Below are 12,237 nucleotides of genomic sequence, written 5' to 3'. Positions count from 1 at the left end.
ACGGCCCCCGGGTGATCGCTGTGGATCAGAAGACCACCTGAACGTCCTGATCGACGATCAGCGTCGTGCCATCGTTGCCAATGGTATAGACATTGTAGAGTTCACCATCGACCACACGGGTCCCCGCGCTCGCGGCGTTGCCGCCGGTGAGGGTGATCTGGTCGTTGTCATTGTCGCTGCCGTGGATCGTCAGGGTGTCGGAATTGTTCGACAGTGCCTTGATGTCAGCTTCATTGAGTGTGAGGTGCACGTCGTTGGCAAATTGCAAGTCCAGATGGTCGATGTTGAACTGGCCCAGCCCGGCGTGATTGATGGTGCCGCTGTTCGTTGCGTTGTCATCAAAGATCACCAAGGTGCTGGAGGTATTGCCAACATCATCGCTGCGCGACAGGACCAGATGTGTTCCATCCGGGATCGGCGTGCCGAAGGCAAACTCGGTGCCATCCTGCGGGTCGACCGTCTTGGTCGCCGCGGGAGAGCCAACAGTGCCTGCCGGGTTCAGCGTATTGACCGCGTAATTGTCGGTCGCGTCCTTGGTTTCCAGCTCAAGAATGCCCTGGCCAGTGATTTTCAGCGCATAGATGGACGCCGGATCAACCAATGTGTCGATGTCGAACTGCTCGGTGATGCTGCGTTCGTTACCGGCAGCGTCGGTCGCGGTAATGGAGGCTGTCACGGTGCGGTCACCGTCCGGCAATGTTGCGTCGTCGAGCGTCGCCGTCCAGTTGCCGAGGGCGTCGACTGTGGCAGTCTGCTCTTTGCCTTCAACGTTGATCACCACCGTCGATCCTGCTTCGACAGTTCCGCTGAAGGTGACACCCGCCTGCTGCTCTGCCTTGTTCACGATGTCGTCCGAGGTCTGGTTCGGTTGCACCGTCAACGGCGTCACCAGCGTATCGAGCGCAACGCTATCCGAAACGCTCGCAGTATTGCCCGCGTCATCGATGATGGAGGCGGTGATCGGCAGGTTGCGGGTGCCGGTCGGGATCTGGGCCGCCGGGAAGGTGGTCGCCCAGTCGCCGTTTGCATCGGCGACGACCTGACGGCTTGCGGTGCCAAGGCCAACGGTCACGGTCAGGCCTGGCGTCGCGGTGCCGCTGATTTCGACACCGTCGGCGCGTTCGACAGCGTTGATCACATCGTCGATCTCGATCGGGTCGGGAGATAGCGTCACAGTGCCCGCAACGGTGTCTACCCGCAGGGCAGAGGAGGCCGAAGCGGTGTTACCCGCCGCGTCCGTTGCCGACACTGTGACCGAGGTATTGTATTCGCCAGCAGCCAGCGCGCCGGGCTCGAACAGCGCACTCCAGTTGCCATTTGAAGCCACGGTTGCGCTGCGGGTCACGCCTGCAACGGTCACCGAAACCACGGAGCCGGGCTCGGCGTTGCCTGTGAGCGTGACACCGGCCTGCGCCTCTGCTGCGTTGACGATATTGTCGCCGCCTGCCTGGTTGGCATCAATGCTGACAGCGGTCGAGGTATCGACACGCAAGGTGCCGGAGGTGCTCTCGCTATTGCCGGCCGCATCGGTCGCGGTGACGCTGATCGGGGCGTCATACTCGCCGGGGGTGATTTCGTTGGTTGCGTAGGGCGCGCTCCAGCGGCCCTGTGCGTCGGCGGTGACGGTCCGGGTGATGCCCTGGAAGGTCACCGCGACAGAGGCGCCTGGCTCGGCGCTGCCGGTCAGGGTCAGACCACCTGCGGCTTCGGCACCGTTCAGCACATCGTCGCCACCGGCCTGCCCGCTATCAAGCCCAACGCTGGTGGTGGTATCCACACGGATCTGGCTGCTGGTCGAGGCGGTATTGCCGTAGGCATCGGTCGCTGTTGCGGTCACCGTTGTGTCATAGGTGCCATCGGCGATATCCGACCCGGCGAAGCTGGCCGTCCATTGCCCCTGGGCGTTGGCTGTCACAGTGCGGGTGGCTGTTCCCAGCTGGACCACAACGCTGGCGCCCGCTTCGGCGGTGCCGGTCAGGTCCAGACCGTTGTTGGCCTCTGCCGCATTGATCATATTGTCGCCCGCCAGCGGATTGCTGAGGGTGATATCGGTTTCGGTATCCACACGGACGGTGCCGGTGGTGGAGGCAGTGTTGCCTAGTGCATCAGTTGCTGTCACCGAAATATTGGCGTCATATTCACCGGTCGGGATCTCGCTGCTGGTGAAATCGGCGCTCCAGTTGCCCTGCGCATCGGCAGTGACCGTGCGTGTCGTTCCCTCGAGCGTCACCGCGACACTGGCGCCTGGCTCGGCCTTGCCGGTCAGGGTTACGCCGCTGGCGACTTCCGGCGCGGAAATCACATTGTCGCCGGCCTGAACCGCGTCGAGCGACGCCATGGTTTCAGTATCGACCGGGATCTTGGTGGAGGTGGAGCTGGTATTGCCGCTGGTGTCTGTTGCCACGGCAGAGACGCTTGCGTCATAGGTGCCGGTTGCGATTTCAGAGCTGAGATAGCTGGCCGACCAGTTACCCTGCGCATCTGCGGTTACGGTACGGCTGACCCCCTGGAAGGTCACCACAACACTCGACCCCGCCTCGGCTGTACCGGTGAGGGTAATGCCCGCTGCCTGTTCCGCGCCGCTGATCATGTGATCAGTGCCCACTTGGGTGTTGATCGTGACCCGGGTTTCGGTGTCGACGTCGACCGTGTGAGTCGTGGTGCTTGTGTTGCCAAAGGAATCGGCGCTGGTGACTTCGATGGTGGAGCTGTAGATGCCCGTCGCCACTTCGTTCACGCTGTAGTTCACCGACCATGTTCCATCATCGGCCACGGTGGTTGTGCGGGTCACACCCTGGAACACAACACTGACGCTGGCCCCTGCTTCGCCGGTGCCGTTGATCACAACACCGTCGGCCACTTCGATATAGTTGATGTGATCGTCGCCTTCGACAGTGTTGACGTCGATTGGCGGCGGGGTGGTGTCGATGATGACCGAGGGACCATCCAGATTGAATTCGGTACCGGCCGGATCTTTTACATAAACTGTGGTCTCGTAGGAGCCATCCGGCGGCAGGTTGGTCACCGGGAAGTTGGCAACCCAGGTGCCATCATCCTTGACCGTGACGGTTTCGGTAATTGTGCCGAGCGTGACTTCCACGGTGGAGCCGGGGGCGCCGGTGCCGCTGACGATCACATCTTCGGTGGTCGAGCCTGCAACCGGATAGGTCGCATCGGGATTGTCGACGGTTGGCGTGACGGCCCCGCCGCCTCCGCCACCACCACCGCCGCCTGCGCCAACAATGGCCGCCGCGCCAACGACGCCAGCTGCGGCGCCTGCGGTGCCGAGGCCGCCGATCAGCGGGGCCACAAGGGGAGCGACAACCGGTTCGATGCGGTCCACGTCAAGGAACACCATGTCATCGTAGGCGCTCCACTTGCCGCTCATGTCGAGAGGTTCGTAGCTGGCATAGAGCATGCCATCGGTGCGGTCCTCCAGAACCACTTCGATGAAGTTGCCTTCCTCGCTGAGGAACAGGTTCTTGCCACCTGTCGCATCGGTGTTGAAGAAATCGTCCAGCACCACCACCTGACCGTCGATCAGCGTAATATGCAGGTCCTGGCCTCGCCGCGCGTAGCTTTCGACATCGGAGGGTCCGAGGTTCAGCGAAATGTCTTTCGCGGTTGCTGTCGCAATTGTCGCCTGGGGGGTGTCAGCAGATGTACCATGCTGCTTGGTGCCCGCCATCTCGCGGACGATGTATCCAACCGTACTCATTTTTATATACCGCTCGTCAAAAGACCAAAGCGCCGAAACCGTGACGCCCAGGTAGCCTGCATTGTTTTGCCCATCAGCCGTCTCCGCGGCCATATTGCCGCCATATTGCTGCCTTCCCAGCGGCCTTGTCTAGGTTTTGATGAGCGGATTTTTACCGAAAAGATCAGGGTGTGGCTAATTTGTATTCAATTTGCATCGAAGTTTATCCGTCGGTTTTTGTTAATGATCCCCTTTGGTTGACGTTAGGGAAGTGGCTGCGGTGGGTTTGCGGTGCATTTGCGATGGGCGCTGCGTTTATTTGCCTTCTGTTTATGGTGGTTCCATGTGTCCGCAGGCTGAAGAGCCGTCAGAAAGGGGGCCGGTTTCGGCTGTTCGGGTCACGTCTATATCGCCAATGTGTGAACAAGCGTTCTATTAAAACGCACTGGCAATTAACCAAAAAGACACCAGTTTCAGATAGGCTGAAGGACATAATTGGTGTAGAGTTGATCCTAAGTACACGACGCCGAAACCCAGGCCACAGCTGGAATGTCACCGCTCAGAGTGACCCGCTGGTCTTGTATCGCCGGATCCGGCGCCGAGCAGAATTCAGACGAATATTTTCACGCGGACATTACTTGGCCCTCGCGCTGGGCGCCCTCTGTCCGTGTGCGATCTTGGACCCCAGGAGGACCGGCGCGCAGTAACTAGGAGGCTAGAGCCAGATGAAAGACATTGCCGAAATTTTTGCCGAACAATACGGCGAAACGCGCGAGCAGGAGATGTCGTTACAGGACTATCTGAATGCTTGTCGCGATGATCCCAGCATGTATGCCAATGTCGCCGAACGTATGCTCAAGGCGATTGGCGAAGAGGAGCTGGTTGATACGTCAAAAGATGCGCGACTGGGTCCGATCTTTCAGAACCGCACCATCAAGCGATACGCTGCCTTCAAAGATTTCTACGGCATGGAGGACACGATCGAGCGGATCGTGGGTTATTTCCGCCACGCCGCGCAGGGGCTGGAGGAGCGCAAGCAGATCCTCTACCTGCTGGGTCCGGTCGGCGGTGGTAAATCCTCGCTCGCGGAACGTCTCAAACGTCTGGTAGAGGAGCAGCCGATCTACGTGCTGAAGGCTGGAGATCAGCTGTCGCCAATCTTCGAGAGCCCGCTTGGCCTTTTCGATCCGGTGCGGATGGGCAAATTGCTGAGCGATGAATATGGCATCGCTCAACACCGGCTGCCGGGGCTGATGTCGCCCTGGGCGGTCCAGCGGCTGGATGAGTTCGGCGGCGATATCAACAAATTCTCGGTGGTGCGGCTCTATCCGTCGCGGCTGCGCCGGATCTGCGTTGCGAAGGTTGAGCCGGGCGATGAGAACAATCAGGACATCTCCACGCTGGTCGGGAAGGTCGATATTCGCCAGCTGGAACATTACAGCCAGGACAATCCCGACGCCTATAGTTTCTCAGGTGGCCTGAATCGTGCGACCCAGGGCGTTCTTGAGTTCGTCGAGATGTTCAAGGCGCCGATCAAGATGCTGCATCCGTTGCTGACGGCGACGCAGGAAGGCAATTACATGGGGACCGAGAGCTTCGGCGCGATCCCCTTCACCGGGCTGATCCTTGCACATTCCAACGAGAGTGAATGGCAGCAGTTCAAGAACAACAAGAACAACGAGGCCTTCATCGACCGTGTGTCGATCGTGAAGGTGCCTTACTGCCTGCGGGTTTCCGAAGAGGCTAAGATCTACGACAAGCTGATCGAACACAGCGAGCTGGCTGCGGCCCCATGCGCGCCTGAAACGCTGAAGATCCTCAGCCGGTTTTCGGTGCTGACCAGGCTGAAACCGCATGAAAACTCAAATCTCTATTCCAAGCTGCGCGTCTACGATGGCGAAAGCCTGAAGGACACCGACCCGAAGGCCAAGACCGTGCAGGAGTATCAGGATCGCGCCGGTGTCGACGAGGGGATGAACGGGATTTCGACCCGTTTTGCCTTCAAGGTGCTGTCGACTACGTTCAACTTTGACACCGATGAGGTGGCGGCGGATCCGGTGCACCTGATGTATGTGCTGGAGCAGATGATCAAACGCGAACAATTCCCGGCGGAGACAGAGGCGAAATACCTTGCCTTCATCAAAACGGAACTGGCCCCGCGCTATGAGGAATTCATCGGCAATGAAATCCAGAAAGCCTATCTGGAGAGCTATACCGAATACGGGCAGAACGTGTTTGATCGCTATATCTCTTATGCCGATGCCTGGATCGAGGAGCAGGATTACAAGGACCCGGACACCGGCCAGCTCTATGACCGCGAGGTTCTGGACGCCGAGCTGAGCAAGATCGAAAAACCGGTAGGCATCGCCAACCCCAAGGACTTCCGCAATGAGGTGGTCAAATTCGCCCTGCGTCATCGCGCCAATACCGGCTCGAACCCGGCATGGAACTCCTACGAGAAGCTGCGGGATGTGATCGAGAAACACATGTTCAGCCAGGTCGAGGAACTGCTTCCGGTTATCTCCTTCGGATCGAAGAAGGACAGCAAGACCGAAGGCAAACATCAGGAGTTCGTCGAACGGATGCGCAGCCACGGCTATACCGACCGGCAGGTTCGCAGGTTGGTGGAATGGTACATGCGCGTAAATAAGGCGGGCTAACAGCAAAGGGTGGGTGGCAGATGCATCACTTTATCGACAGGCGCGCCAATCCCAAGGGCAAGAGTTTGGGGAACCGGCAACGGTTCCTCGAGCGCGCCCGCGAAAGCATCAAGGAGCGCGTGGACAGATCGGTCCGCGACAAATCGATCAAGGATGGTGGCGGTATTCCTGCCGAAGGTGAGAAGGTCACTATTCCCTCACGGGGTTTGAAAGAACCCCGGTTTCACCATTCCGCCAAGGGGGGCCGCCGCCGTCACGTGCTGCCCGGCAACAAGGATTTTGTTGTCGGCGACACGCTCAAGCGACCGCAGGGGGGCGCCGGAGAGGGGGGCAAACAGGCGTCCGAGGATGGCGATGGCGCGGATGAATTTTCCTTTACCCTGACGCGCGACGAATACCTTGAGATCCTGTTTGATGGTCTTGAGCTTCCAGATCTGGTCAAAAAAGCCTCTGTAGAGACTGAAACCATCGGGACACGCCGTGCCGGGCTGACCACTGCGGGCACGCCGAACAACCTCAACCTTGTGCGGACGATGCGCAATTCGCTGGGACGTCGGATCGCACTGCAACGCCCGACTGCCAAATCCATAGCCGAGCTGCAAAAACAGATCGAGGAGCTTCAAGCGCTGGCGGAACGCAGCACCGAACAGGAAGCCTATCTTGAAGAGCTGATCCTCCGGTTGGAGGCTCTGGAGCGCAAACGTCGCGTGGTGGGGTATATTGACCCGCTGGATCTGCGATATGACACCCACGTGCCGGAGAAGATCCGCAACTCCCGTGCGGTCGTGTTCTGCCTTATGGACGTCTCTGGCTCCATGCAGGAGCGGGAGAAGGATCTGGCCAAACGGTTCTTCCTGCTGCTGCATCTGTTCCTGGCGCGCAGCTATGAGCATACCGAACTGGTCTTTGTGCGTCACACCCATCACGCGCAGGAGGTTGATGAAGAAACCTTCTTCTATGCCCGCGAGACAGGCGGCACCATCGTGTCGACCGCGCTGGAGAAGATGAAGGAGATCGTCGCCGAACGCTACCCGCCGGATGAGTGGAACATCTACGGGGCGCAGGCCTCTGATGGGGAGAATTTCGGCAATGACTCGGCGCGTTGCAAGGCGCTGCTTCTGGAAGAGCTGCTGCCGGTCTGCCAGTACTACGCCTATGTCGAAATCGTCGATGAGAACGCCGAGATGCTGTTGAGCAATCCCGAGGCGGGTGAGGATCTCTGGCAGAACTACCGGCAGGTCAAGGCTCAGGTCCCGCATTTTGAGATGCAGCGTGTGTCGCAACCCTCCCATATCTATCCGATTTTCAGGGAGTTCTTCCTCCCCAAGGCAAAAGGGGCGCAGAATGCGGGCGGGTGATACTATCGCGAAGCCACTGTTCACGGGGCCGGAATGGACCTTTGAACTTCTGGAAGTTGCGCGGGACGCGATTGAGGATATTGCGCTGAATGATCTGGGGCTTGATGTATATCCGAACCAGATCGAGATCATCTCGGCCGAGCAGATGCTGGATGCCTATTCCTGCGTCGGTCTGCCGCTGATGTATCAGCACTGGTCATTCGGCAAGCATTTCGCCCGCGACGAGGCGCTGTATCGGACCGGGCGGCAGGGGCTGGCCTATGAGATCGTCATCAACTCAAACCCCTGTATCAGCTACAATATGGAAGAAAATACCATGGCCATGCAGACGCTGGTCATGGCCCATGCGGCCTTTGGGCATAATCATTTTTTCAAGAACAACTACCTGTTTCAGCAATGGACTGATGCGGCCGGCATTCACGACTATCTGGCCTTTGCCAAGAACTACATCGCCGCCTGCGAGGAGCGCTACGGGCTCAGCGCAGTAGAGGAGATCCTGGACGCGGCCCATGCGCTGCAATCGCAGGGGGTCTTTCGCTATGGCCGTCCGCCCAAACCCACCACCGAAGAACTGGCAGCGATGCAGAAGGTGCGTGAAGGTTATGAAAGCGGTCAGAGCGTTCTGGATATCTGGACCGATGCAACCATGGGGGGCGACAAGCTGGAGCAGATCAGGGACGAGCCCTATAGTGCCCGTCGCAAGCTGATGAATCTGCCGCAGGAAAACTTGCTGTATTTTCTGGAGAAACACAGCCCGGTTCTTGATCCCTGGCAATCTGAAATCCTGCGCATCGTGCGGATGCTGGCGCAGTATCTTTACCCCCAGAAACAGACCAAGGTTATGAATGAGGGCTGCGCGACCTTTGTGCATTATTACATTATCAACGAGCTGTTCGAGCAGGGCCGCCTGACCGAAGGCGCCTATATGGAGATGATGCACAGCCATACCAATGTGGTGCTCCAGCCGGAATATGACGACCCGCGGTATTCTGGCATCAATCCCTATGCGCTGGGCTTTGCGATGATGCAGGACATTCGCCGCATCTGCGAGAACCCGACCGATGAAGATCGCGAATGGTTTCCGGATTTCGCGGGTGATCCCGACTGGCGCCGGGTGATGCGGGATGCCTGGGCCAATTACCGCGATGAAAGTTTCATCCAGCAGTTCCTGTCGCCGCATCTCATCCGCAAGTTCAAACTGTTCACCCTCGCTGATGACGCCGAGCAGTCACATCTGGTGGTGAGCCAGATCCACAATCGCAGCGGCTATCGCTCGGTGCGGCGCGATCTCGCGCATTCCTACGATCTGGCCTATTTAGAGCCTGATATTCAGGTCACCGATGCCGATCTGAAAGGTGACCGCGAGCTGAAGCTGACCCATACGGTGCGCGACGGCATTCACCTGTCGGAGGATGACCGCGACGAGGTGTTGAAGCATCTGCGTCGCTTGTGGGGCTACGATGTCAGCCTTGAGGCGGTGGACGCCGGATCCTAGAGGTGCGGTAGGGCGGCAGTGCGGCGTTAGGGGATCTGCGCGCGTAGCTGATCCTCAAGCGAGGTTTTGGCAGCCAGAATATGCTCTGCTGTCAGCTGGGCCGCGAGATCGGCATCACCTGTTTCGCAAGCTGCCAGTATCGCGCGATGCTCCCTGCTGCTGCGGGCCATGCCGTCGCTCATGATAAGCTGCGCGCGAAGGTAGCGATCAATCCGGTCCATCGAGGTTTCGACGATCTCGACGTGATAGGGCAAGCCGCTGACGCTATAGAGCGTGCCGTGAAATTTTCGGTTCAGCGGCCCCCATTGCATTGGCGCATCGCAGGCGGCAAAGGCATCCAGATGCGCGCGCGCCTGTGCGAGGATGTCCATGGTCATGTTCGGGACGGCGGCGCGGATGATATCCGCTTCAAGCTTGGCGCGCAGGTCAAAGATTTCTGAGGCGTCCTGCATCGACAGGGTTGCGACCACGGCACCCTTGTAGCGCTGGGAGGTGACCAGCCCCTGCTGTTCCAAGCGGGCAATCGCCTCGCGAACGGGAAAGCGCGAGGTGTGAAAGGCCTTGGCGATTTCATCCTGCCGCAGGGGGGTTCCATCCGACAGCTCACCGGTGATGATCGCCTTGCGCAGGGTGCGAAAGATGATCGTCGCGGCGGATTCGGTCCGGGAGATGTCAACGGCTTGTAGTTTCAAGCAAGGTCCTCAACCAAAGCGGGGCAGGTGCCGGGCAATTATGCCTTTGGTTGACGCGGCTCGCCACCCCTTGCTGGCAGGACGTTCGCCGAATGCAGGCAGATGAAGTGCAAAAAAAACGCAGGCCCTGCGGCCTGCGTCATGATCTCGGGTATGCGGGTGGATCAGAATTCGACCACGGCGCGGATGGACTTTCCTTCGTGCATCAGTTCGAACCCATGGTTGATCTCGTCCAGCGACAGTTTGTGTGTGATCATCGGGTCGATCTCGATCTTGCCGTCCATATACCAGTCCACGATCTTGGGCACGTCGGTACGTCCGGCGGCGCCGCCAAAGGCGGTGCCACGCCAGCTGCGGCCTGTGACCAGCTGGAACGGACGTGTCGAAATCTCGGCGCCTGCCGGAGCCACGCCGATGATGATGCTCTCACCCCAGCCTTTATGCGCCGCTTCAAGCGCGGTCCGCATGACCTGCACATTGCCCGTCGCGTCGAATGTGTAATCGGCGCCACCCTTGGTCAGCTCAACCAGATGCGCCACCAGATCGCCCTCTACCTCTGAGGGGTTTACGAAGTCGGTCATGCCGAATTTCTTGGCCATCTCAACCTTGCCGGGGTTGAGGTCGACGCCGACGATCTGATCCGCACCTGCCAGTCGCAGACCCTGGATCACGTTGAGTCCAATGCCGCCAAGGCCGAAGACAATCGCGCGCGACCCGATCTCGACCTTGGCGGTGTTGATCACCGCGCCGATGCCGGTGGTGACGCCGCATCCGATGTAGCAGACCTTGTCAAAGGGGGCGTCCTTGCGGATCTTGGCCAGGGCGATCTCAGGCACCACTGTGTGATTGGCAAAGGTCGAACAGCCCATGTAATGGTGGATCGGTGTCCCATCCAGCATCGAGAAACGGGTGGATCCGTCCGGCAGCAGGCCCTGACCTTGGGTAGAGCGGATCGCCTGACACAGATTTGTCTTTGGGTTGAGGCAATACTCGCATTCGCGGCACTCGGGGGTGTAAAGCGGAATGACGTGATCGCCCACTTCAAGGCTGGTGACGCCTTCGCCAACTTCGATCACGACGCCTGCGCCCTCGTGGCCCAGGATGGCCGGGAAGATCCCTTCCGGGTCATCCCCGGAGCGGGTGAATTCATCCGTGTGGCAGAGGCCGGTTGCCTTGATTTCGACCAGCACCTCGCCCTTTTTCGGACCTTCGAGGTTCACTTCCATGATCTCAAGCGGTTTGCCCGGGGCAACGGCCACAGCGGCGCGAGTGCGTATCATTGCGAAATTCCTTTGTTCTGTCAGTGACGGCAGGCGCCAATTGCGCTGAGCGGCATATTGGCAGACCTATTGGGGGGGCGTAAACCATCGGCCGTCGCGGGATGTGTATTTCTTGCGCTACCACACTAGCGGCTTCGGCTGGCTGCGCCTCAGAAGAATACGACGAGGGCCTCTTCGTTCCCGTCACCTGCCGGTCCGGTGGGCGTAAGTATGGCCACATCATCTGTTCGAGAAACCTGCGCTATCTGCCCTTGACCTTCCCCTGACTGGAAGCCTCATATCTGCCGCAAAAGGGGATGATCAGATGTCGAAAGGGGCGAGCCATGGAACAGGCGCGTGTCAGAAAACTGAACGTTAAGGTGACCGGCCTCGGCAACAGCCTGGGCTTGCGTCGGATGAGTTCCGAAATAGATCCCTTAGGAAAGTTCCCAAACGCGCGAGGCGCGCAGCAATTGGCAGAGGTGCGACCATGAATATAGGCGATGTGGCGAACCGCTCCGGCCTACCGGCCAAGACCATTCGATACTATGAGGGCATTGGGCTGATCAAACCGCGGCGCAGCGAAAACGGGTATCGCTGTTTTGCGGAGACCGACCTTCACAAGCTGGCGTTTCTGGGTCGTGCCCGCGCGCTTGGGTTTACGATCGAGGACTGCCGCACGCTTCTTGCGCTTTACGAAGATGAGAGCCGTGCCAGCGCAGATGTCAAACAACTGGCGCAAGAACATCTGGACAAGATCAACCTCAAGATCGCGGATCTGGAAGCGATGCGGGACACATTGTCGGAACTGGTCACCTGCTGTTCCGGCGATAATCGCCCGGACTGCCCGATATTGCGTGATCTGTCGCAGATCCCGGAGCAGCAAGACGTCGCGGATTGAGGAGGCTTGGCGCTATATCTCATGGCCAATGGGATGCGAGGGATGGTAACGCGCGGCGCATTCCAAGCCCTGTGCAACTCGGGAGGGTTAGGCAATCAGGCTACAGCAGCCGAGGGAGGAGCGGCTCTTGCTGCGAATGCGTCGCGCGCATCCTCGAGATAGGGTGCGATATGCG

General features: G+C 59.2%; 7 protein-coding genes. 4 read left to right on the top strand and 3 right to left on the bottom strand.

Annotation, left to right across the window (positions count from 1 at the left end; translation table 11 throughout):
- Positions 1-25: 25 nt before the first annotated feature.
- Positions 26-3,718, bottom strand: coding sequence for an Ig-like domain-containing protein (locus VWY34_RS13540; RefSeq protein WP_416549029.1), 3,693 nt, complete (start codon positions 3,716-3,718; stop codon positions 26-28).
- A 704-nt stretch (positions 3,719-4,422) separates the two neighbouring features.
- Here VWY34_RS13540 and VWY34_RS13535 point away from each other — a divergent pair.
- Genes VWY34_RS13535 through VWY34_RS13525 form a run of 3 tightly spaced genes read left to right on the top strand, consistent with a single transcriptional unit; the run spans position 4,423 to position 9,210 of the window.
- The gene (locus VWY34_RS13535; protein ID WP_340544146.1) at positions 4,423-6,357 is read left to right on the top strand and encodes a PrkA family serine protein kinase; all 1,935 of its coding nucleotides are present in this window, start codon (positions 4,423-4,425) and stop codon (positions 6,355-6,357) included.
- Positions 6,358-6,377: 20 nt separating this feature from the next.
- Positions 6,378-7,715: a YeaH/YhbH family protein gene (locus tag VWY34_RS13530; RefSeq protein ID WP_416537134.1), complete on the top strand. Its 1,338-nt coding sequence runs from the start codon at positions 6,378-6,380 to the stop codon at positions 7,713-7,715.
- The gene (locus VWY34_RS13525; RefSeq protein ID WP_416544401.1) at positions 7,702-9,210 is read left to right on the top strand and encodes a SpoVR family protein; all 1,509 of its coding nucleotides are present in this window, start codon (positions 7,702-7,704) and stop codon (positions 9,208-9,210) included. The genes VWY34_RS13530 and VWY34_RS13525 overlap by 14 nt, the downstream gene beginning before the upstream one ends.
- A gap of 26 nt (positions 9,211-9,236) precedes the next feature.
- Here the strand turns inward: VWY34_RS13525 and VWY34_RS13520 are convergent, their stop codons facing one another.
- Entirely contained in the window at positions 9,237-9,902 is a 666-nt protein-coding gene (locus VWY34_RS13520; protein ID WP_340544151.1) for a GntR family transcriptional regulator, read from the bottom strand.
- A 164-nt stretch (positions 9,903-10,066) separates the two neighbouring features.
- Positions 10,067-11,182 carry an S-(hydroxymethyl)glutathione dehydrogenase/class III alcohol dehydrogenase gene (locus VWY34_RS13515; RefSeq protein ID WP_340544152.1) on the bottom strand — a complete coding sequence of 372 codons (1,116 nt, stop codon included), beginning with the start codon at positions 11,180-11,182 and terminating at the stop codon, positions 10,067-10,069.
- Positions 11,183-11,651: 469 nt separating this feature from the next.
- Between VWY34_RS13515 and cueR the strand changes: the two genes are divergently transcribed.
- Complete coding sequence (cueR, locus tag VWY34_RS13510) at positions 11,652-12,062, top strand: Cu(I)-responsive transcriptional regulator (RefSeq protein WP_416549028.1); 411 nt, start codon at positions 11,652-11,654, stop codon at positions 12,060-12,062.
- Positions 12,063-12,237: the final 175 nt, after the last annotated feature.

Origin of the sequence: Phaeobacter sp. JH20_02 (assembly GCF_048056915.1) — a bacterium.
Taxonomy (GTDB): Bacteria; Pseudomonadota; Alphaproteobacteria; order Rhodobacterales; family Rhodobacteraceae; genus Phaeobacter; species Phaeobacter bryozoorum.
The sequence above is the reverse complement of the archived record's forward strand: the minus strand, read 5'-3'. Positions and strand labels throughout refer to the sequence as shown.